The 21,033-nt window shown below is 69.2% G+C and carries 21 protein-coding genes, 1 pseudogene and 1 riboswitch; of the genes and pseudogenes, 14 read left to right on the plus strand and 8 right to left on the minus strand.

Going from position 1 to position 21,033, the window contains the following annotated elements; all coding sequences use genetic code 11:
- From C0461_RS08285 to C0461_RS08295, 3 genes and pseudogenes are all read left to right on the plus strand, one after another.
- Positions 1-229: pseudogene (locus C0461_RS08285) on the plus strand (ubiquinone biosynthesis protein UbiB); the annotation flags it as partial.
- Between the two features lie 20 nt (positions 230-249).
- Positions 250-645 (plus strand): hypothetical protein, encoded by a 396-nt coding sequence (locus C0461_RS08290; RefSeq protein ID WP_292105666.1) that lies wholly within the window; start codon positions 250-252, stop codon positions 643-645.
- Between the two features lie 66 nt (positions 646-711).
- The gene (locus C0461_RS08295) at positions 712-1,215 is read left to right on the plus strand and encodes a GNAT family protein (RefSeq protein ID WP_292105670.1); all 504 of its coding nucleotides are present in this window, start codon (positions 712-714) and stop codon (positions 1,213-1,215) included.
- Here C0461_RS08295 and C0461_RS08300 read toward each other — a convergent pair.
- Positions 1,212-2,129, minus strand: coding sequence for a hypothetical protein (locus C0461_RS08300; RefSeq protein ID WP_292105673.1), 918 nt, complete (start codon positions 2,127-2,129; stop codon positions 1,212-1,214). The genes C0461_RS08295 and C0461_RS08300 overlap by 4 nt on opposite strands.
- Positions 2,130-2,327: 198 nt before the next feature.
- Here C0461_RS08300 and C0461_RS08305 point away from each other — a divergent pair, with 198 nt between their 5' ends.
- Positions 2,328-3,311: an aspartyl/asparaginyl beta-hydroxylase domain-containing protein gene (locus C0461_RS08305; protein ID WP_292105675.1), complete on the plus strand. Its 984-nt coding sequence runs from the start codon at positions 2,328-2,330 to the stop codon at positions 3,309-3,311.
- Positions 3,312-3,320: 9 nt separating this feature from the next.
- Here C0461_RS08305 and arfB read toward each other — a convergent pair whose 3' ends face one another.
- Positions 3,321-3,731, minus strand: a complete 411-nt coding sequence (arfB, locus tag C0461_RS08310; protein WP_292105691.1) for an alternative ribosome rescue aminoacyl-tRNA hydrolase ArfB — start codon at positions 3,729-3,731, stop codon at positions 3,321-3,323.
- Between the two features lie 298 nt (positions 3,732-4,029).
- On the opposite strand from arfB, the gene ahcY reads away from it, so the two are divergent.
- A complete protein-coding gene (gene ahcY / locus C0461_RS08315; RefSeq protein ID WP_292105694.1) occupies positions 4,030-5,421 on the plus strand; it encodes an adenosylhomocysteinase in 1,392 nt (463 codons plus the stop codon).
- Positions 5,422-5,494: 73 nt separating this feature from the next.
- Here the strand turns inward: ahcY and C0461_RS08320 are convergent, their stop codons facing one another.
- Positions 5,495-5,947, minus strand: coding sequence for an OmpA family protein (locus tag C0461_RS08320; RefSeq protein ID WP_292105696.1), 453 nt, complete (start codon positions 5,945-5,947; stop codon positions 5,495-5,497).
- Between the two features lie 87 nt (positions 5,948-6,034).
- On the minus strand, positions 6,035-6,361 hold the full coding sequence (locus C0461_RS08325) for a YMGG-like glycine zipper-containing protein (RefSeq protein WP_292105698.1): 327 nt from the start codon (positions 6,359-6,361) through the stop codon (positions 6,035-6,037).
- Between the two features lie 175 nt (positions 6,362-6,536).
- On the opposite strand from C0461_RS08325, the gene C0461_RS08330 reads away from it, so the two are divergent.
- The 3 genes from C0461_RS08330 (at position 6,537) to C0461_RS08340 (ending at position 8,754) form a co-directional block, all read left to right on the plus strand.
- Positions 6,537-6,887, plus strand: coding sequence for a hypothetical protein (locus C0461_RS08330; protein WP_292105699.1), 351 nt, complete (start codon positions 6,537-6,539; stop codon positions 6,885-6,887).
- 81 nt (positions 6,888-6,968) lie between these two features.
- Positions 6,969-7,931: a diacylglycerol kinase family protein gene (locus C0461_RS08335; protein WP_292105700.1), complete on the plus strand. Its 963-nt coding sequence runs from the start codon at positions 6,969-6,971 to the stop codon at positions 7,929-7,931.
- Between the two features lie 28 nt (positions 7,932-7,959).
- Entirely contained in the window at positions 7,960-8,754 is a 795-nt protein-coding gene (locus tag C0461_RS08340; RefSeq protein WP_292105702.1) for a metallophosphoesterase, read from the plus strand.
- A 50-nt stretch (positions 8,755-8,804) separates the two neighbouring features.
- Here the strand turns inward: C0461_RS08340 and C0461_RS08345 are convergent, their stop codons facing one another.
- The 3 genes from C0461_RS08345 to C0461_RS08355 form a co-directional block, all read right to left on the minus strand.
- Positions 8,805-8,981: a DUF1328 domain-containing protein gene (locus C0461_RS08345; RefSeq protein WP_045318738.1), complete on the minus strand. Its 177-nt coding sequence runs from the start codon at positions 8,979-8,981 to the stop codon at positions 8,805-8,807.
- Between the two features lie 89 nt (positions 8,982-9,070).
- Entirely contained in the window at positions 9,071-9,457 is a 387-nt protein-coding gene (locus C0461_RS08350; protein ID WP_292105703.1) for a hypothetical protein, read from the minus strand.
- Positions 9,457-9,801: a DUF883 domain-containing protein gene (locus tag C0461_RS08355; protein WP_292105705.1), complete on the minus strand. Its 345-nt coding sequence runs from the start codon at positions 9,799-9,801 to the stop codon at positions 9,457-9,459. Before C0461_RS08355 ends, C0461_RS08350 begins: the two co-directional genes overlap by 1 nt.
- A 112-nt stretch (positions 9,802-9,913) precedes the next feature.
- Here C0461_RS08355 and C0461_RS08360 point away from each other — a divergent pair, with 112 nt between their 5' ends.
- From C0461_RS08360 to C0461_RS08370, 3 genes are all read left to right on the plus strand, one after another.
- Positions 9,914-10,591 carry a fumarylacetoacetate hydrolase family protein gene (locus tag C0461_RS08360; RefSeq protein ID WP_292105706.1) on the plus strand — a complete coding sequence of 226 codons (678 nt, stop codon included), beginning with the start codon at positions 9,914-9,916 and terminating at the stop codon, positions 10,589-10,591.
- Positions 10,592-10,602: 11 nt separating this feature from the next.
- Positions 10,603-11,241: a maleylacetoacetate isomerase gene (gene maiA, locus C0461_RS08365; protein ID WP_292105708.1), complete on the plus strand. Its 639-nt coding sequence runs from the start codon at positions 10,603-10,605 to the stop codon at positions 11,239-11,241.
- 72 nt (positions 11,242-11,313) lie between these two features.
- Positions 11,314-12,216 carry an aldo/keto reductase gene (locus C0461_RS08370; RefSeq protein WP_292105709.1) on the plus strand — a complete coding sequence of 301 codons (903 nt, stop codon included), beginning with the start codon at positions 11,314-11,316 and terminating at the stop codon, positions 12,214-12,216.
- Here C0461_RS08370 and C0461_RS08375 read toward each other — a convergent pair.
- Positions 12,200-14,032, minus strand: coding sequence for a TonB-dependent receptor (locus C0461_RS08375; protein WP_292105711.1), 1,833 nt, complete (start codon positions 14,030-14,032; stop codon positions 12,200-12,202). The genes C0461_RS08370 and C0461_RS08375 overlap by 17 nt on opposite strands.
- 167 nt (positions 14,033-14,199) lie before the next feature.
- Positions 14,200-14,367, minus strand: a riboswitch (cobalamin riboswitch).
- 71 nt (positions 14,368-14,438) lie between these two features.
- Between C0461_RS08375 and C0461_RS08380 the strand changes: the two genes are divergently transcribed.
- From C0461_RS08380 to glnD, 3 genes are all read left to right on the plus strand, one after another.
- The gene (locus C0461_RS08380; protein ID WP_292105713.1) at positions 14,439-15,455 is read left to right on the plus strand and encodes a cupin-like domain-containing protein; all 1,017 of its coding nucleotides are present in this window, start codon (positions 14,439-14,441) and stop codon (positions 15,453-15,455) included.
- A gap of 79 nt (positions 15,456-15,534) precedes the next feature.
- Positions 15,535-18,228 (plus strand): DNA mismatch repair protein MutS, encoded by a 2,694-nt coding sequence (gene mutS / locus C0461_RS08385; RefSeq protein WP_292105714.1) that lies wholly within the window; start codon positions 15,535-15,537, stop codon positions 18,226-18,228.
- Entirely contained in the window at positions 18,225-20,906 is a 2,682-nt protein-coding gene (gene glnD / locus C0461_RS08390; protein ID WP_292105715.1) for a [protein-PII] uridylyltransferase, read from the plus strand. Before mutS ends, glnD begins: the two co-directional genes overlap by 4 nt.
- The last annotated feature ends 127 nt before the right edge of the window (positions 20,907-21,033 follow it).

Genomic DNA, 21,033 nt, shown 5'->3' on the forward strand with positions numbered 1-21,033 from the left:
GGAGCAATGGATCCAGCGCGAGCTGGGGCCAAAGGCCCAGGTCCGCGACTTCGTTCAGGAAGGGCTGGACACGATGCGCGCCCTGTCCAAATGGGCCCAGTCGCCCCACGCGCCGCAAACCATCGTCATCGAGCGCCGGGTCGCCGCCCGTTGGCCTGCTGTGCTATCCATCATCGCCGCCGCCGGGGCCGCCGTCGCCCTGATCCTGTCCACGGGCGTCCTGTCGTGACCCCCAGCCGGAGCACCCCCATGAAGCCGATCCTGTTCGCCGCCGCCATCGCTATGATCCCCGCCGCCGCTGCGGCGCAGGACACCCACGCCGGCCACGGCGACCACGCCGCCCATGCGCAGGCCGAGGTCTCGGCGGAAGAAACCATGCTGCGCACCACCATCGCCGCCCTGCAGGCCGGAACCCCCAACTACGACGACATGGTCCCGGAGCTGGCCGACGCCGTCCGCGCCGGCGAGGCCTCCATCACCCCCATGATCCAGGGCTTCGGCGCCCTCCAGACCCTCGAGCGCCAGGGCGAGGTCCAGGGCGCCCAGCACTACCGCGCTGCGTTCGAAAACGCCGCGACGGACTGGTTCATCGCCCTCGGCGACGACGGCAAGATCGCGGGTCTGGTGTTCCGCCCGGCGGGGTAGGGGGAGGTGGCCTCGCTCCGTATTCTTCAGAGGCTACCTTATGATGAGAGTAGCCAGTAACGGCCGTTGAGCTATGTTCACCGCATGGCCTCCATGACCGACCCAAATGACGCCCTGCTCTCATTCCAAGAGGTGCTGCCGTCCGGCATCCTGCAACTCCACAATTGCGAGCTGGATGCTGATCTTCGGTTTCACCGAGACGAGCCAGCGCCCGGCGTTCAGCGCCTGACGTATGTCTACACGGAAGGTGAAACCGTTACTGCGTTGGCCATGTTCGTGAACGTAGAGCCGTTCCAAGGTCGGCCGTGCTTTATGGTTGGCTATGCTGTGCCGCCGGCCTTCCGTGGCCGGGGATTGGCTAAGGCAGTCGTAAGGTCTGCCCTTGCCGAAATTCGTAATGGGTTCGGTCGCGCGCGCATCCTTCCGATCTATGTTGAGGCTGTTGTTGCCGAACCGAACTTGGCCTCGCGGAATGTCGCTGAAGCGCTAATCTCCCAAACGCCGACGCCGATAACTGACGAAATTTCAGGTCAGCCCGCGCTGCAGTACCTATTGAAACTGGAGCCCTAGCTTTCCGACGACCCTGCGAGGGGTAATTGTGGGGGAGACGCCGGTGCAGGTCGATGCTCAATCACGCGGATAATCTCGAATTCAGACTTGAAGCCAGCGTCGGTTCGACGTGACGTCTCCACCACCTCGCAGATGAGAATATCGCCCTTGGCGAACCGCACCTCGTTGCGAGCTACTTTCCCGTTGAAGTCTTCATCGTCAATCGCGATCAGCTTGGCCGGTCCCCTGCCATCACTCAGCCGCCATTTCTTTCCGGCGGTGAAGTGCAGAGACATGATTGAGAACGCACGCGTATAGCGGCTGATAAACTCGTCAGCCTCAATCGTTAAAGGCGTGCGGAACCAGCTCGCCTCGAATTCCTGGATTTTTTCGGCCCGCTCGCCTTGGGCGAAAATGACGGTATCTATGCCCTCTTTCTCCAGCGGATCGGCGACTAGGCGCTCAAGCGCCAAACGCACCGCGCGATCAACAACGATGCGTCCGACCCCCTCCGGCACCACAATCAGGCCGGTAGGCGTTTCAATCTCCACACTCCCCGGTTCGCTAGCCGATTTCAGGATCGCCGGCTGACCGCGCAGTTTTCGGATAGCCCAGATCGCCCCGCCGCCCACGCCAACACCCGACAGCCCCATCAAGCTCGCCAACTGGGCGGCCGCTTGGACGTCGTCTTTTTTCCAGAACTCCCAAGCATGGCTGGCAGCGTCCACCGCCATGGCGAACAGCACCTCGAACGAACCTTCGTTCGTTGCCCTCACCTTGACCGACACCCGCGCTTCATCGCCATAAACCGCGTGGGCCGAGGCTCGGACAAACTCTCCCATCGCCAGCAGGGCCGGCGCCAAATCGGCCACGTCCATCTCGCCCTCTTTCAGGGCGTCGCCGTCGTAGACGAGCTTGAAGGTAGCTTGGCTCATAGTTTGACGCATAGCAGCGGTTGATTAACCGTGTCCTGCGGCAATTTTGGACGAGAAGGCCCCATTTGGGCGAAATGACGAATCTGAGGGCATAGCCAGTCCGCACCCGCGCCCGCCTCCCCCCACCAAAACCGTCACATCCCGCTTGGATAATGCCGTTCCTGGCCGTAAGACTCCGGCCGGGACGGGGGACAATCCATGAGCTTCAGTGTCGTCGCGCTGTCTGCGCTGGTGCTGTATTCGCTGTGTTCGATCGCTTATGTCTATCGCTGGCGCGGGCGCACCCGCTGGGCCGGGCCGACCCAGTATCTGCGCAAGGCCTGGCCGATCTTCGCGCCGCTGAACTGCATCCTGTACATGACCACCCGCCCGTGGGCGCGGGGGCCGGTGACGGCGGCGGAGCGCATGCCCAATCTGGCGCTGCTGCGGGACAACTGGCAGGTGATCCGCGACGAGGCGCTGGCGCTGCAGGCCGGCGGCGCCTTCGAGGCGGCCAAGGCCGAGGGCTCGGCCGGCTCCTACGACCTGGGCTTCCGCACCTTCTTCAAGCGCGGCTGGAGCAAATTCTATCTGACCTGGTACGGGACCACCCACCGCTCGGCCCGGCGCACCTGCCCGCGCACCGTGGCCCTGCTGAACCAGATCCCCGAGGTGAAGGGCGCCATGTTCACGGTCCTGCCCGCCGGGTCCGAACTGACCCTGCACGCCGACCCGCTGGCCTGTTCCCTGCGCTATCATCTGGGCCTGCGCACGCCCAACGCGGACGCGTGCCTGATCGAGGTGGACGGCGTCCCCATATCATGGCGCGACGGTCAGGACTTCATCTTCGACGAGACCTATCCCCATCAGGCCCGCAACGACACGGGCGACAGCCGCCTGATCCTCATGTGCGACGTGGCCCGGCCCCTCAACGTCTTCGGCCGGGTGTTCAACGCCGGCTACCGCCGTCTGGCCGCCGTGACGCTGGTGCCCAATACGGCGGAGGACCAGCGCGGCTTCGTCAGCGCCCTGTTCGCCTCGCTCGCGCCCATCAGCGCCCGGATCCGGGCCCTGAAACAGACCGACGTCCGCCGCTACAAGCTGATCAAGCACACGGTCAACGCCGCCCTGCTGCTCGTGGTCATGGCCGGGGCCTACGGCCTGTTCGAGCTGGTGGAGGCCGCCACCGACGCCCTGATCTGAAGCCGCGTCTCAGTCGGACAGGCCGGGCTTGCCCCGCGCCGCCTTGATCTTCGACCGCCCCGCCTTGGCCTGAAGCCGCCGTTCCTTGGACCCCTTGGTGGGCTTGGTGCGGATGCGCTTCACCGGGGCCACGCGGGCCTTCTCGATCAGGGCGTTCAGCCGCTCCACCGCGTCGTCGCGGTTGCGCTCCTGGGTGCGGAAGCGCGTGGCCGTGATCTGGATGACGCCCTCATTGGTCAGGCGCGAGCCCGCCGCCTTCATCAGCCGCGTGCGCACCGCCTCATCCAGCGACGGCGACCTGGCCGCGTCGAAGCGCATGTGCACGGCGGTGGACACCTTGTTGACGTTCTGCCCGCCCGGCCCGCCCGCGCGGAAATACCGGAACTCCAGCTCGTCCTCGGGCACGAGGGGTTCGGTCATGGGTTCATCCTCACACGTCCCACCTCAACACATCCGTCATTCCCGGCCTTGTGCCGGGAATCCATGATCACGGACCCGCCCGGGCGCGCCGTGCCCTGTCGGCGCGTATGGATCGCCGGGACAAGCCCGGCGATGACGAAGACGGGGGCGTTCAACCACACGATCTCAGGGTCCCACATCCCATAGCCGCCCCTCCACGCATTCTTAAACATATAAAGACATCCTTATATGTTTGTTGCCCCGCGCGGTCCGGACCGCTATAGCGCGCTCAAACCTTCAAGACACGTCAGGAACGAACATGGTCGACTACATCGTCCGCGACATCTCCCTCGCCGACTGGGGCAACAAGGAGATCGAGATCGCCGAAACCGAAATGCCGGGTCTGATGGCCCTGCGTGACGAGTACGGCAAGGCCCAGCCGCTGAAGGGCGCGCGCATCGCCGGCTCGCTGCACATGACGATCCAGACCGCCGTGCTGATCCAGACGCTGGAAGCCCTGGGCGCCGACGTGCGCTGGGCCTCGTGCAACATCTATTCGACCCAGGACCACGCCGCCGCCGCCATCGCCGCGTCCGGCACCCCGGTGTTCGCCACCAAGGGCGAAACGCTTGAGGAGTACTGGGACTACGCCCACAGGATCTTCGAATGGTCCGACGGCGGCTATCCCAACCTGATCCTGGACGACGGCGGCGACGCCACCCTGCTGACCGTGCTGGGCCCCAAGGCCGAGAAGGACGCCTCGGTTCTGGACAATCCCCAGAACGAGGAAGAGGAAGCCCTGTTCTCGGTGATGAAGCGGTACCTGAAGGAGAAGCCCGGCTTCTATTCGGCCATCCGCGACGCCATCAAGGGCGTGTCCGAGGAGACCACCACCGGCGTGCACCGCCTGTACGAGCTGGCGAAGAAGGGCGAGCTTCCGTACCCGGCCATCAACGTCAACGACAGCGTCACCAAGTCCAAGTTCGACAATCTGTACGGCTGTCGCGAGTCGCTGGTGGACGCCATCCGCCGCGGCACCGACGTGATGCTGTCGGGCAAGGTGGCCGTGGTCTGCGGCTACGGCGACGTGGGCAAGGGCTCGGCCGCCTCGCTGCGCCAGGGCGGCGCCCGGGTCATCGTCACCGAGATCGACCCCATCTGCGCCCTGCAGGCGGCCATGGAAGGCTATGACGTCCAGACCCTGGACGACGTGTGCGACAAGGCCGACATCTTCGTCACCGCCACCGGCAACAAGGACGTGATCACCGTCGATCACATGCGCCGGATGCGTCACAACGCCATCGTCTGCAACATCGGCCACTTCGATTCCGAGATCCAGGTCGCGGGCCTGAAAAACATGAAGTGGGACGAGATCAAGCCGCAGGTGGACCACATCGAGTTCCCCGGCGGCAACAAGATCATCCTGCTGTCCAAGGGTCGTCTGGTGAACCTGGGCAACGCCACGGGCCACCCGTCCTTCGTCATGTCGGCGTCCTTCACCAACCAGACCCTGGCCCAGATCGAGCTGCACACCAACCTGTCGTCCTACGAGAACCAGGTCTACGTCCTGCCCAAGCATCTGGACGAGAAGGTCGCGGCCCTGCACCTGGACAAGCTGGGCGCGAAGCTGACCGTGCTCAACAAGGAGCAGTCCGAGTACATCGGCGTGCCGACCACCGGCCCGTTCAAGCCGGACCACTACCGCTACTGATCGATGTGATCGATCTTGCAAAAGGCCCGCCCCTCGACAGGGCGGGCCTTTTTTCTATGGGTCGCGGCTCCGGCTATTGCGGCCGGGCGTGGATGACGATCTCGGTGCGCCGCCGCAGGGGCTCGGCCAGGCCGCCGTCGGTGGTCGCCCCCGCATCGCCGCCCGCCGACAGGGTGAACCTCGGGCTTGGCCAGCCGGCCTCGATCAGGGCGTCCGCCACCGCCCTTGCGCGCCGCTCCGACAGGGTCTGGTTGCTGGCGGAGTCGCCGGTCGAACTGGCCAGGCCGATCACGTCCACGCCCTCGACCCGGCACCCCTGCAGCCGCTCGCCCGTCATGGCGATCATCTGCTGCGCCGGCTGGGTCAGGCGCGCCTGACCCTCGTCAAAATAGATGTCCAGCCGCTGCTCGGTGCAGCCCGCCGTGTCCGCGATCAGCCCGGACCGGTCCCACAGCCCGTTCGCGCCGCAGCCCGAAACCGCCATGGCCGCCACCGCCGCCGCCGCCGCAATCCTGAAACGCATCATCTGTCCCCTCCCAATTCTTCCCCATGAAAAAGGGCGGCCCGCGTCGGGACCGCCCTTCATCCGTTTCACCCGAAGGCCTGAAACAGCTTACCAGCGGACGCGCGTGCCATCTTCCCAATAGCACTCGGTCTGACGATTGTCGTAGCAGTAGTAGTACTGGCCGTTCGCGGCGCGATAGCGCTGCTGGTTCTGGCGATCCTGGGACGAGCCCCGGATCGCGCCCACGGCGCCGCCGATGGCCGCACCGGCGACGGTGGCCTCGGTGTTGCCGCCGATGATCTGTCCTGCAGCCGCGCCGATGGCGGCGCCGATGGCGCCCTGGCGAACGGTCTGATTGGTGTTGCCGTACGGGTCGCTGGCGCAGGCGCTGGCCAGCAAGCCGGCTCCTGCAATCGCGATCATGATCTTTTTCATTGGATGTCCCTTCGGTCCGAGTAAGTCGCCCCCGAGGCGAGAACGCTGGATTACGGCTCCGGTTCCCTGACTATGATTGTGGTTAAGGTTACGTTAAACATTTCACCGGGTCGTCCGAGGCGATCCGGGGTGTTCTGCGGCGCGGTGACGCGGCGTGTTGAATGGGGGGTTTTTCATGCGTTTTTCCGAACCTGTCCGGATGGCCGAGGACGATGGGGGCCCGGTCTGGGCGCGAAGCAAGCGCCGTCGCGGCGGTCCGCCGGTGGTGGGCTTCATCATCACCCTGCTGGCGTTGTTCGGCGCCCTGACGGCGGTTCTGGGCATCAAGGAACGGTCCGTGGCTGAGGGCGGCGCCATGATCGACGGCTGGATCACCGCGGGCTGGGAGCAGATCAAGGACATCACCGGCCAGGCCGACGAGGCGACCGATGAGGCCCTGACGGAAGCCGCCGACGCGGCGGACAGCGCCGGCGCCGCGCTCGGCGAGGGCGCTGATGAGGCCGCCCGGACGCTTCAATCCGAATAAGGCCGGGCGATCGTCGCATCATGTCCAGCCATGGGCCGGCCCATGGCTGGAACGCGGGCGCGCGTCGGGCGTTCGCCCCGCATGACAGACACTCTGGGCGCGCCGCCCGAAGAACAGCTACCGGAAGATAAAGGGTCGGTCGCCGAGCGCCGACCCATGACCTGCCACGCGCCAATCAAACACGTGGTGGTTCTGGTCAACCCCATGTCCGGCAGCGTCGGCGCCAATGCGGCTGCGGAAGCCCGCGATCTGATGGCGGGTTTCGCCTGTGAATCCGAGGTGGTGTTGCTGGAAGGCGCGGACATGGCCCGGACCATCGACAAGGTCCTGTCGGGCGATGCTGATCTTGTGGTGGTGCTGGCCGGCGACGGCACAGCCCGGGCCGTGGCTTCGCGCGCCGGCCCGGACGGGCCTCTGGTGGCGCCGCTGCCGGGGGGAACGATGAACATGCTACCCAAGGCGCTGTACGGCACGACGGACTGGAAGAAAGCGCTCAGCGTCATCCTCGAGGACGGCGAGCCGCAGTATGTGTCCGGGGGCGAGGTGGACGGCCACGCCTTCTATTGCGCCGCCATCCTGGGCGCCCCGGCCCTGTGGGCCCCGGCCCGGGAGGCCTTGCGCGGCGGCAAGCTGAAACTGGCCCTGACCCATGCCCGCCGCGCCTGGCGCCGGGCGTTCTCGGGCCGCATCCGTTTCGACCTGGATGGTGGGCCGCGCCAGCGGGCCGAGGCCCTGGTGCTGATCAGCCCGATGATCTCGCGCGCGCTGGAGGAGCCTGTGGGTCTGGAGGCGGCGGCGATGAACCCCCACGACGCGTCCGACGCCTTCCGCCTGGCGGCTCACGCCCTGTTCGACGACTGGCGTCATGACCCGGCGGTCAGGACCCGGCCGGCCCGCCGCATTCGCGTCTCGGCCCGCTCCCGGGTTCCGGCGGTGCTGGACGGTGAACCCATCCTGTTGCCGGCCGACAGCACGGTGCGGTTCCTGCCCAGGGCCTTCCGCGCCCTGGCCCCGCGTCCGCCCGCCGCGGAGGACACGGTTTGATGGCGCGGCGCACGGCGACCGGCGCCTGATGGGCCGGGTTCTGCAGTTCTCCGATGTGCATTTCGGCCGTGAGCACGCGGACGCCGCCGCCGCTGCGGTGGACTACGCCCACGCCACACCGAACGACCTGGTGCTGATAACCGGGGACATCACCCAGAACGGCTACACGAACGAGTTCGACGCCGCCGCGCGCTGGATCAAGGCGATGCCCGAGCCGGTTTTCGTCACCGTCGGCAATCACGACGTTCCTTACTGGAACGTGCTGGACCGGCTATTCTGGCCCTGGCGTCGGTTCGAGCGCGCCACGGGCCACCCAGCGCACGATCACGAGTTCCGGGCCGAGGGCCTGATGGTGCGCGGCGTGACCACCGCGCGCGGCTGGCAGGCGAGACTGAACTGGTCCAAGGGCGTCATCGATCTGGACCAGACCCGGCGCGCGGCCCAGGCCCTGCGCAGTGCGCCCCGGAGCGCCCTGCGTATCCTGGCCTGTCACCACCCCCTGGTGGAGATGATCGGCACCCCCATGACCGGCGACGTCATTCGGGGCAAGAAGGCCGCCCACATCTTCACAGAGGCGGGCGTCGATCTCATCACCACCGGCCACACTCATCAGCCCTTCGCCCTGCCGCTGCAGGCGGGCGATCAGTTTTCCTACGCCGTGGGCTGCGGGACCCTGTCACACCGCGAACGGGGGGCGCCGCCGAGTTTCAACCGCATCGACTGGGACGAGAACGCGATCACCGTGACCGCCATGGCGTGGGAGAAGGGCTCCTTCGTGGACAGCCGCGCCTGGACCCTGCCCCGTCGCGGCGGGGCGAAATAAAAGGCCGCGGGATCGCTCCCGCGGCCTTTCCTTTGACGACTGGTGGTCGTCTAGACTCTCGGGCCTCGCCCTCTCAGTCCGCCGGCCACCAGGGCGATGACGAACAGGATGATGGCGATGACGGCGATGAATTTGGCGATCTCGAACGAGAAGTTCGCGATGCCGCCGAAGCCCAGAACAGCGGCGATCAGGGCGATCACCAGGAAAATTATGGCCCAGCGAATCATGGGTGGCGCCTCCGAAGCGGTTAAGATCAAAGGTCGCGACCTTGCGCCGGACCTGCGGCATCAACGCTCCGCGAGCGTCACTGTTCCAATCAGCGACGCCGTCCGCGACTGCTCTCGGTGAAAGCCGCCGCGACCATTGAGGCCAGCGCCGGGTTCCTCAGGAAGATCCATCCGCCGGCAAGCGCGGCGACGGTGGCCAGCACGGGGCGGTTGCGGAACAGGACGAAAGCCCGCTCGCCCAGACCCGCGGGTTCTTCCTCATCCTCTTCGCCCTTCGCCCTGTTCAGGAACGTCATGGCGATGATAATCGCCCCGAGGGCGGCGACCGCCGCCGTGACGGCCGCAGCCGCTGCGGCAGGAACGACCATGAGCAGCAGATAGAAGAGCGTCGCCCCCAGCGCCACGACGGCCACGAAGACGAAGGCGGCGGCGATCGCCGCCGCCACCACCTTGTCGACCAGCCCCTTGCCCGGCATCAGCGGCGCCGGCCCGCCAGCAGCAGGCCCAGGACAACGCCCACGCCGAGGGCGATGGCGGTGGACTGCATGGGACGCTCCTGCACCCGCTCGACGAGGGCGCGCTGCGCCTCGTCCAGCCGTTCGGCGGCGTCGTCGTAATACTCCCGGCCGCGGACGCGGGCCTGGTCGTAGTAGTCGCGAGCGCGTTCGCGCACCTCGTCGGACTTGGCCCGCACGCGGGCTTCGGTCTCGGCGGCGATCTCACGCAGACGGGCGCTTTCCTCACGCGCGCCGACCTTCAGGTCGTCCTTGAGGGTCTTCAGGTCGTTCTTGATGTCTTCCCGGGCCTTGGTGGTGGCCATGATGCGCTCTCCGGCTAGCTTGGCGGTGAAATGAGAATAGGTACCCCGTCATCGCAACGCCAGAGGGGATGAGGGGTTCCGCCACAACGCCCGGCGACGTAAGGACGCAGGCATGACCTGGCTGTTCGATCCGCCCGCCCCCGTCGCACTGCCCATCCTCGGCCGTGACGCGCGCTTCCCCGTCCGCCGCATTCTTTGCGTAGGCCAGAACTACGCCGCCCACGCCCGCGAGATGGGCGCCGACCCTGCGCGCGAGACGCCGTTCTTTTTCTCCAAGCCGCGCGACGCCCTGATCACGCAGGCTGACGTGCCGTTCCCCTCCGCGACGGAAAACCTGCACCACGAGGTGGAGCTGGTCTGCGCCGTCGGCGGCGAGGGGGCGGATCTGTCCCCCGCAGCCGCGGCGGACCTGATCGTCGGCTGGGCCGTGGGCGTGGACCTGACCCGCCGCGACGTCCAGGCCGAGGCCAAGTCCCGGGGGCGGCCGTGGGACGCATCCAAGGGGTTCGACCATTCCGCCCCTTGCGGCCCCCTGACCCTGGGCGCCCTGCCGAGCCCGGGCGGGGCCGTCGTCCTGACCGTGAACGGCCAGACCCGCCAGTCCTCCCGTCTGGACCAGATGATCTGGAGCCCCGCCGAGGTGGTGGCCGAGGCCTCACGCCTCTGGCGGCTCATGCCGGGCGACCTGATCTTCACCGGCACGCCCGAGGGCGTCGGTCCTGTCGTGCGCGGCGACCGGATCGAGGCGACGATCGAGGGGCTGGCGCCGCTGGCCTTCACCCTGACCTGAAGAGGCGGACCATGATCCTGCACGGCTACTGGCGCTCGGGAACCTCCTACCGCACCCGCATCGCCCTGAACCTGAAGGGCCTGACCTATGCGCAGGCGGGCGTCGACCTCAGGACGGGCGCCCAGAAGAGCGACGCCTACCTTTCGATGAATCCGCAGGGGCTTGTCCCGGCGCTGGAGACGGACGGCTCTGTCCTGACCCAGAGCCCGGCCATCCTGGAGTGGCTGGAGGAGACGCACCCCGCACCGCCTCTCCTGCCCCGGGAGGCCACGGCCCGCGCCCGGGTCCGCGCCATGGCGTCGCTTGTGGCCTGCGACATCCATCCCCTGAACAACCTTCGCGTCCTGAAGGCCCTGCGCGAAACCTTTGGCGCCGACCAGGCCGCCACGGACGCCTGGGCCGCCCGCTGGATCATCGCCGGGTTCGAGGCGCTGGAGGCTCTGATCGCCCGGCACGGCGACGGCTGGTGCTATGCAGACACGCCCACCCTGGCGGACTGCTGCCTGATCCCGCAGGTCTATTCGGCGCAGCGGTTCAACACGCCGCTGGGCGCCTTTCCCCGCATCCTGGCCATCGCGGAAAAGGCGGCGGCGCACCCCGCATTTCAGGCTGCGCACCCGGACCGCCAGCCGGACGCTGACGTCTCGTAAACCCTGTCGGGTAAGGGTTTGTAAAACTTCCGATCAGCGCTCCTTAAGCTTTGTGGGCGCATGGTCCGCCCCGTGACGTTTCAGGCCAAAACACGGACCGGCGCCGGACCAGCGTCCCGGCTCGCCCTCAATGTGCTGGGGGCCCCCGCCCATGGGCCGGGGCCGGCCTCGCGCGAGGAGCAGGTGCGCGCCCTGCTGCGCACCGCCGCCGACGGCGGCGTCGGCCTGGTGGCCACCCGTCCGGTCAGCGACACCGAGCGCCTGCTGGGCCAGTGCTGGCCGTTTCCAAGTCCATTCCGCGTGACCGTCAGCACCCTTCCGGCCGCCGAAGGACTGGACCGGGTCGAGGCCCGCGCCCGACGCTCTCTGGAACGCATGGGCCTGCCGCGCGGCGAGGCCGTCATGGTGTCGTCCGCCTCGGATCTGGCGGGCGCGGAAGGCCGCGCCCTCTGGGACCGGCTGGAGCGCCTCAGGGACATGGGCCTGTTCCGCCGCATCGGCGTGTGCGCCCGGGTCGAGGACGGCCCGGAGCTGCTGGCGCGCCGATTCCGCCCCGACATCGTGGAGCTGCCCTGCAATCTGCTGGACCAACGGGCGGACGTCTCCGGCCTCATCGAGGGTCTGGCGGCCCATGATGTTTCGGTTCAGTTGCGCTCGATCTTCGCCGGCGGCGTGCTGTTCGCGCCGCGCGAGGACCTGCCCGCCCATCTGGTGCGCGCCGGCTCGGGCGTATCGCGGGCGCGCCGCAGTCTGGCCGAGAGCCGGGCCGACCCCATGCAGGCCGCCCTGGCCTACGGACTGATGCTGCCGGGGGTCGATACGGTGTCTGTCGCCGTGGCCTCGGCGGCCGAGCTGCGCGCCGTTCTGGCCGCCGCCCACGCCCCCGCGCCGGATCTGGATTGGTCCGCCCTGGCCCTGGACGACCCGGCGACGCTCAGCGCCGCCGGGCCCCGGGCGGTCAGTAGCGCAGCCTGATCCCCACATAGCCGCTGCGGCCCGGTTCGCCGTAGCCGCGCACCTGCTGGTAGTGCGTGTCGGCGAGGTTTTCGATCCGCGCCGTCAGGCTGATGCGGTCGTTCAGCGCGAAGGCGCCGTTCAGGTTCGCCGTGACGAAGCTGTCGCGCACCCCGCCGGAATCCTCCTGATCGCCTTCACCCCGCACGGTCAGGGCTCCCGACAGGCGTTCGCCCGTCCAGCCCAGGGTCACCGAACCCGAATGCTCCGGCACGCGCAGCAGCCGCGAGCCGTCCGTCACATCGACGGCGTCGGTCCAGGCGTAGGCCACAGCCAGATCCAACCCGGCCCGCAGGACCACGCGTCCTTCCAGCTCCAAGCCGTCCGTGCGGGTCTCGTCCACATTGGCGTAGAAGCTGTTGCCGCCGGAGGCGTTGAACCAGACGATCTGGTCCTCGATCTCCAGGCGATAGAGCGTGATGCGCCCTTCGATCCGCCGGTTCGCCGATCGCCAGCCCAGAGCCGCTTCATAGCCGTCGGCGTGCTCGGGGCGCAGGTCCGGATAGGGGATCGCCGACCAGCAGTAGTCGCACACCGCCTGGCTGATGGTGGGGGCCTTGAAGCCCGTGCCCCAGGCCCCGGACAGGATGAAGCCGCCGCCCGGCTCATAGGCTGCCGACAGGCGCCCGGTGGTCGCGTCGCCGAAGTCATCGGTGTCGTCATGGCGCATGCCGCCGGTCACGCTGAACCGCTCCGACAGGTCGATGCGCGCCGTGGCGAAAAGCGAGCTCGTGGACAGGTCCTCGGTGGCCCCGCTGGACAGGGCGCCGCTGCTCTCCTCGTGCTCGGCGCCGAAGGCGTAGGTGACCCTGCCCTCGGCGGAATCGCCGGAGGCCTGCCAGCGATAGGCCTGGCGGTCCGCCTCGAATACCGCGGGAAAGGCGCTGAAGGTCCGGCGTGTCAGGTCCGAAGCCGAAACGCTGAACTGGTGCTCCAGCCCCAGGGCCTGGACCGTCAGGCGCGCGAAGCCGGACAACTGCTCGCGCGAGATGCTGTCGTCAGTGTCGGCCAGGGCGTAGGTCGGGGCGGGGAAGCCGTCGATGTCCGCGTCGGTCTCGTTGTAGCGGACGCGGCCCTCAACGGTGACCGCGGGGCCGAAGCTGTAGCGGGCGTTGGCGCCGACGGTGGTGATGGTCGCCCCGTCCGCCTCGGTGTTTCCGTCCGCCTCGTCGGCCGCAGAAATGCCGCTGGTGTCGAAGTGCGAGACGAAGGCGCCCAGGGCGAAGCGGTCATTGGCCACGCCGCCCGCCAGACGGGCCCGGATGGTGTCGTAAGAGCCCGCCTCCGCCTCGGCGCGGACGCCGTCCAGCTCCCGGGTCGTGAAGGAGATCACTCCGCCGATGGCCGAGGACCCCCACAATGAGGATTGGGGCCCCGACAGCACCTCGATGCGCTCCACGTCGCCCAGGTCGAAGCCGGTGAAATCGAAGGCGCCGTCGATGTCGGCCACGTCATTGACCACGGCGCCGTCCACCAGAACCAGGGTCTTGCCCGGATGGGCGCCCCGGATGCGCACATTGGCCGGCCCGCTGAAGGCGCCCGAGCGGGTGACGCTCAGCCCGGGCACGTCGGCCAGAATGTCGGCGGCGAACACGGCGCCGCGCCGGGCGATGGCGTCCGCGTCGATGACCCGGGCCCCGGGGGTCTCGGCCACGATGGCCGGGATGCGGGTGGCGGTGATGATGACTTCGTCCAGATCGGTGGCGTCGTCGGCCGAAGCGGGCAGGGCGAAGAGGGCCGCGGATGCGGCCGAACACAGGATAAGGGAACGCCTCATGGGGCGATGCTCCGTCATAAAGCCCCCGCGCGGCGCGCGCGGCGGCGTTCAAAGCGACCAATCCGCCCTTGTCGCTAGACAGGACGGCGCCGGATCGGGTCGCTTCGACGGATCAGTCCCCGCGCCTCTGTCTGGTCCCGGACAGCGGACGAGCGACGTCGGCGGCCAGGTCTCCTGGCTTGCGGATCACAGGCAAAGGCCGACCTGAAAAGTCGACCCGCCGTCCTCGCCTTCCCGGATCGCTCCAGTGGCGCCCTGTCCGAAGACAGGGGTCGGACGACGGCCTAACCGCCTACAGTTGCGGGCACAGCCGCGGTGTCTGACCGCGTTCCCTTAAACCGCCTGCCGCGCTTGTGGCAGGGGTCCTGACCTTGCGCAAGTGACCACAGGCTCTAGGGTTCTGACCATGTCCTCCCCAGTACCCGACCGCAGTACACCCGAGTTCCGGGACGTCACCGCCGAGACCTTTCGGACTGAAATTCTGCCGGCCGCCCGACCCGCGATCCTGCGGGGCCTCGTCGGCGACTGGCCCGCGGTCCGGGCGGGGCTGAAATCGCCCGAGGCCCTGGCCGACCACGTCCGGGGTTTCGATACGGGCGCGCCGGTCCGGTTCGCCGAAGCCCCGCCCGAGGTGGAGGGGCGCTTCTTCTACAATGACGGCATGACGGGGATGAATTTCACTCAGCGTGAGGCCACCGTCGGGTCTGTGCTGGACCGGCTTCTGGCGCTCAGGGACAAGGACGCCCCGCCCGCCGTTGCCATGCAGTCGATCCCCGAGCCGCACGCCCTGCCCGGTTTCGCCCGGGCCAATCCTTCACCCCTGCTTGGCGAAGAGGTGTTTCCGCGCCTGTGGATCGGCAACGCGGCGACGGTCCACACCCATCACGACATGAACGACAACATCGCCTGCGCCGTGGCGGGTCGGCGCCGCGTCATCCTGTTTCCGCCAGACCAGACGCAAAACCTCTACATCGGCCCCTTTGAGCGCACCCCGGCCGGGCCGCCGGTCAGCATGGCGTCGGTGGTGGAGCCGGATCTGGATCGCCACCCTCGCTTCGCCGAGGCCTGGGCCGCCGCCGAGGTGGCGGATCTGGAGCCCGGCGACGCCCTGTTCATCCCCTATCTGTGGTGGCACCACGTCCAGTCGCTGGACCGCTTCAGCGTGCTGGTGAACTACTGGTGGAACGCTGCCGAGGCTCCGACCGCGCCCATGGGCGCCCTGATCCACGCCATGCTGGGCGTCCGCGACCTGCCCCCATCCCAGCGCGAGGCGTGGCGGGCCATGTTCGACGCCTTCGTGTTCGATGCGGATGATCCGCCCGGCGGCCACCTGCCCGAGGACAGGCGCGGCGTTCAGGGTCGCCTGTCCCCAGCCGCTGTGGCCCAGATGCGCCAGATTCTGGCCCGGACCCTGACCGGCTGACATTCGTCCACGATCCCGTGGCGGCCAGGGCGTCGTCAGCCTTGAGCGCGCCCCCGCGATCCGTCACCCTGCGTGCTTCATGAACGCCCCCGTCAAACAGCCGACCGACGCCCGCCCGATCACGCCCGACCCGGGCGTGACGCCGGTCATGGCCCAATTCCTGGACGCCAAGGCGCGGCACCCGGATTCCCTGCTGTTCTTCCGCATGGGCGATTTCTACGAGCTGTTCTTCGAGGACGCGCAGAAGGCGGCGGCGGCGCTGGGCATCACCCTGACCAAAAGGGGTCTGCACAAGGGCGAGGACATCCCCATGGCGGGGGTGCCGTTCCACGCCGCCGAGGGCTACATCGCCCGCCTGATCCGCCAAGGGTTCAAGGTCGCCGTCTGCGAACAGCTGGAGGATCCGGCCGAGGCCCGGAAGCGCGGCTCCAAGGCCGTGGTCCGCCGCGACGTGGTTCGGGTCATCACCCCCGGCACCTTGACCGAGGACTCCCTGCTGGACGCCAGGGGCTCGAACCGGCTGGCGGCGGTGTCGGTCCGGCGCGGCCGCGCCGCCGTGGCGGTGGTGGAGCTGTCCACCGGCCAGGTGGAGACCATCGTCAGCGATCCCGGCGATCTCGCCGCCAATCTGGCCGCCTTCCGCCCGTCCGAGGTGCTGGTGCCGGACCGGCTGTTCTCCGACGATGACATCCGCGCTGCCCTGGACGGCTCGGGCGGGGTGGTCCAGGCCCTGGCGCAGGGGCTGGCCGAGCCGGCTGCGGCCCGCGATCGGGTCCAGCGCCTCTACGGCGTCGCCACCCTGGACGGTTTCGGCGCTTTTGAAGAGGCCGAGGTCTCCGCCCTGGGCCTCGCCGCCGCCTATCTGGAGACCACCCAGGCGGGCCGGCTGCCGGCGCTCAAGGCGCCCCGCCGCGCGGCCCGGGCCGGCTGGGTGGCCATCGATCCGGCCACCCGCACCAGCCTGGAGATCGACCGCGCCCAGTCCGGCGCCCGCGAAGGCAGCCTGCTGGCCTGCGTCGACCGCACCATCACCTCCGCCGGCGGCCGCGCGCTGGCCGAGCGCATCACCCGGCCCCTGCGCGACCCGGCGGCCATCAATCATCGACTGGACGCCGTGGAGTGGCTGCTGGAACGCCGGGACCTGCGCCGGGATCTGCGTGAGGTCCTGTCCGGCTCGGCCGACGTGGCCCGGGCCGTGACCCGGCTGGCGTTGGGGCGGGGCGGCCCCCGCGATCTGGCCGCCGTCCGCTCGGGCCTGAAGACCGCCGAGGCCGTCTCCGCCCTGTTCGCCCGATCCCCCGACCCCCTGACCGGCCCGCCCGCCGAGATCGAGGACCGGCTGTCGGACCTGTCGCCCACGCCCGACACGGGCGCCCTGCTGATCGATCTGCAGGAGGGGCTGGTGGACGAACCGCCCCATCTGGCCCGCGACGGCGGTCTGGTGCGCCCCGGCTGGCGGCCCGAGCTGGAGGCCGTGCGCACCCTGCGCGACGACAGCCGCAAGGTGATCGTGGATCTGGAGCAGCGCGCCCAGACCGAATCCGGCGTGGCCTTCAAGGTCAAGCACAACGCGGTGCTGGGCTATTTCCTCGAAACCAGCGCGAAGAACGCCGAACCGCTGCTGCGCCCGCAGGCCGACAGCCCCTTCATTCACCGCCAGACCCTGGCCAATCAGGTCCGCTTCACCACTGTGGAGCTGTCCGAGCTGGACGCGAAGATCAGCCAGGCCGGCGCCCGCGCCCTGGCCATGGAGGGGGAGATCTTCGAGAGCTGGCGCCGCACGGTCGCCGACTTGGCCGCCCCGCTGCAGGCCGTGGCCGACGCCCTGGCCGAGCTGGACGCTGCCGCCGCTCTCGCTGAATGGGCCGTCGAGGCGGGCGCCGTGCGCCCTCATGTGGACGGCTCGCTGATCTTTCAGGTCTCCGGCGGCCGCCATCCGGTGGTCGAGGCGGCGGTCACCCGCGCCGGCGATCCCTATACGCCCAACAACTGCGCCCTGGACGGCTCTGGCGCGGACTGCGCGCGCCTCTCCATCGTCACCGGCCCCAACATGGCGGGCAAGTCCACCTTCCTGCGCCAGAACGCCCTGCTGGTGGTGCTGGCCCAGGCCGGCGCCTTCGTGCCGGCGAAATCCATGAAGCTGGGCGCGGTGGACCGGCTGTTCAGCCGCGTCGGCGCGGGCGACGATCTGGCGCGGGGCCGCTCCACCTTCATGATGGAGATGGTCGAGACCGCCGCCATCCTGACCCAGGCCACAGACCGCAGCTTCGTGGTGCTGGACGAGATCGGCCGGGGCACCGCCACCTATGACGGTCTGGCCATCGCCTGGGCCGTGGCCGAGGCCCTGCACGAGACCAATCGCGCCCGCACCCTGTTCGCCACCCACTATCATGAGCTGGCCCGGCTGGAGGAGCGGCTGGACCACGTCTGCAACCTGTCCATGAAGGCCCGCGAGTGGAACGGCGAGCTGGTCTTCCTGCACGAGGCGGCGCCCGGCGCGGCGGACCGGTCCTACGGCGTGCAGGTGGCCAAGCTGGCGGGGGTGCCCTCGTCGGTGGTGGGCCGCGCTCGCGAGGTGCTGGACCGGCTTGAGGCCGACAAGGCCTCCAGCGTCCGGCTGGACGACCTGCCCCTGTTCGCGGTGCACGAGCCAGAGCCCGTGTTCGGTCCGTCCCCCACGGACGAGGCCCTGGCCGCCATCAATCCCGACGAGCTCAGCCCGCGCGAGGCGCTGGAGGCGCTGTATCGCCTGAAAGGTCTGGCCCGCCCGTGACCCGGATCGCCCTCGATGACCGGCTGGCGGCCCTGAAGGACGCAGCGGACGTTCGCGCCGAGGTGGCGGCGGTCCTGTCGGAGCACTGGAGCGCGGGCCGCGAGAAGGCGGCGTCGAAACTGGCGTCGGGGACAGGCGGGGTCGAGGTGGCGCGCCTGTTCTCCGGCGCGGCGGACGAGATGCTGCAGGCCCTGTGGCGCTTCACCACCCAGATCCTGCACCCGTCCGACAGTGTCGACGAGGACGGCAAGCTGGCCCTGCTGGCCACCGGCGGCTACGGGCGCGGCGTGCTGGCGCCCTATTCGGACCTGGACCTGCTGTTCCTGCGCCCGGCCCGGGCCGGCGAGCGCATCGAGCGGGTCACCGGCTTCATGCTCTATGTGCTGTGGGATCTGGGGGCCAAGGTGGGCGTCGCCTCGCGCACCATGAACGAGGCCCTGACCCTGGCCCGGGACGACATGACCATCCAGACCTCCCTGCTGGAGGCGCGCTTTCTGGCCGGCGACGCGGTCATGGCCGACGCCTTCCTCAAGGTGTTCCGCCGCGAGATGACGAAGACCGACCCCCGCGCCTTCATCGCCGCCAAGCTGAAGGAGCGGGACCAGCGCCACTCCCGCGCGGGCGCCGTGCGGTACCGGGTCGAGCCCAACATCAAGGACGGCAAGGGCGGCCTGCGCGACCTCAACGCCCTGTTCTGGATCGCCCGCCGCCTGACCCCCGACAGCCTGCTGGGGGCCGAGGCGCTGGAGGGTCTGCTGACCGGCCGCGAACGGCGCACCTTCGAGGAGTCCTTCGACTTCCTGTGGCGGGTCCGCCATCACCTGCACCGCACCGCCGGGCGGGCTGAGGAGAAGCTGACCTTCGACCTGCAGCCCGAGGTGGCCCGGCGCATGGGCTGGCAGGGCCGGGGCGACGAACCGGCGGTGGAGCGCTTCATGCGCCGCTATTTTCTGGTGGCCCGGGACGTGGGCGGCCTGACCCGCGCCCTCTCCGCCAAGCTGGAGGAGCGCGGCCAGAAACGGGCCCTGAGCCTCACCCGCCTGATCCCCCGCCGCCGTCGCCAGCTGGGCGAGCCGGGCTTCGTGGAGGATCACGGCCGCCTGTCGATCACGGGTCCGGACGTGTTCGCGGCCGAGCCCCTGCGGCTGCTGACCCTTTTCCAGCTGGCCGATCGCCACGACCTGGACCTGCACCCCGACGCCTTCTCCGCCGTCACCCGGTCGCTGAATCTGGTCACGCCGAAGCTGCGCCGCGATCCGGCGGCCTCGGCGGCGTTTCTGGACATCCTGGCGGACGGCGACCGTCCGTACCGGGTGCTGACCCTGATGAACGAGACGGGGCTGCTGGGCCGGTTCCTGCCGGAATGGGGCCGCATCGTCGGCCAGACCCAGTTCAATATGTATCACGCCTACACGGTGGACGAGCACACCCTGCAGGCCATCGGCGTCATCAACGACATCGCCCGGGGCAAGCTGAAGGACGACCATCCCCTGGCCTCGTCCCTCATGCCGCTGATCCGGGATCATGCGGTGCTGATGCTGGCCATGCTGCTGCACGACGTGGGCAAAGGCGGCGACCGGGGCCAGCTGGAGGACGGCGCCATCGCCGCGCGCCGGGCCTGCGAGCGGCTGGGGCTGGACCCGCGCCGGGCCGAACTGGTGGCCTGGCTGGTGCGCCAGCACCTGACCCTGTCCGACTACGCCCAGAAACGCGATGTTTCGGATCCGGCTACGGTGCGCGCCTTCGCCGAGATCGTGGGCGATCTGGAGCGGCTGCGCATGCTGCTGGTGCTGACCGTGGCCGACATCCGCGCCGTCGGCCCCGGGGTCTGGAACGGCTGGAAAGGCCAGCTGATGCGCGACCTGTATCGCCACACCGAGCGCCAGTTCCGGGGCGACGCCGCCGAGATGGACGATCCCCTCAGCCGCCCCATGGCCGCCTATGACGCCCTGATCGAGCGCGCGCGGCGCGACGGCGCCGCCGCCATGGCGGGCCCGTCCGACAACCAGGCCGCCGAGGTGGCCATCGCCGCCACCGACCGCCCCGGCCTGTTCGCCCTGATCGCCGGGGTCATGGCGGATCTGGGCGCCGACATCGTGGGCGCGCGGGTGACCACCGCCGCCGACGGCATGGCGCTGGATATCTTCCAGCTGCAGGACGGGGCGGGCGAGCCCTACGGCCTGGCCGAGCCGCGCCGCCTGCGCCGTCTGCTGGCGGCGCTGGAGCGGGTCGGGCGCGGCGGCGCGGTCACCCCCGCCGACCCGGCCGCCCCTGCCAGCCCCCGCCGCGCCGCCTTCGACGTGCGCCCGGTGGTGATGATCGACAATGCGGCGTCCGAGACCGCCACGGTGATTGAGGTGTCCGGCGCCAACCGCCCGCGCCTGCTGGCCCAGCTGTCCCGCGCCCTGGCCGATCTGGGCCTGTCCATCCGCTCGGCCCACGTGGTCACCTTCGGCGAGCGGGCGGCGGATTCCTTCTATGTCACCACCGACAGCGGCGAGAAGATCACCGGCGACAGGCGGCTGGACGCCATCCGCGCGGCGCTGGAGGCGGTGATGGATCAGGCCCCGCCGCCCAGTCCGCGCGGTCGCCCGCTGATCCGCGCCCGGGCCAGCGCCCGCGACGTCTCCGAGCTGGGCCGCAAGGCCGCCGTTCCCCGCCGCGCCGAAGCGCGCTAAGGGCCATCAACGCGCCATCCCGGATGTTTCGCTGAAATGACCATCGACCCCGAAATCCGGGCCTCGGCCTCCACCAATCCGCCGGCGCCAGAGCCCCCGAAGTCGGGCGGGGTGATGCGCTCTTCCG

It is taken from the genome of Brevundimonas sp., assembly GCF_013823285.1.
GTDB lineage: Bacteria > Pseudomonadota > Alphaproteobacteria > Caulobacterales > Caulobacteraceae > Brevundimonas.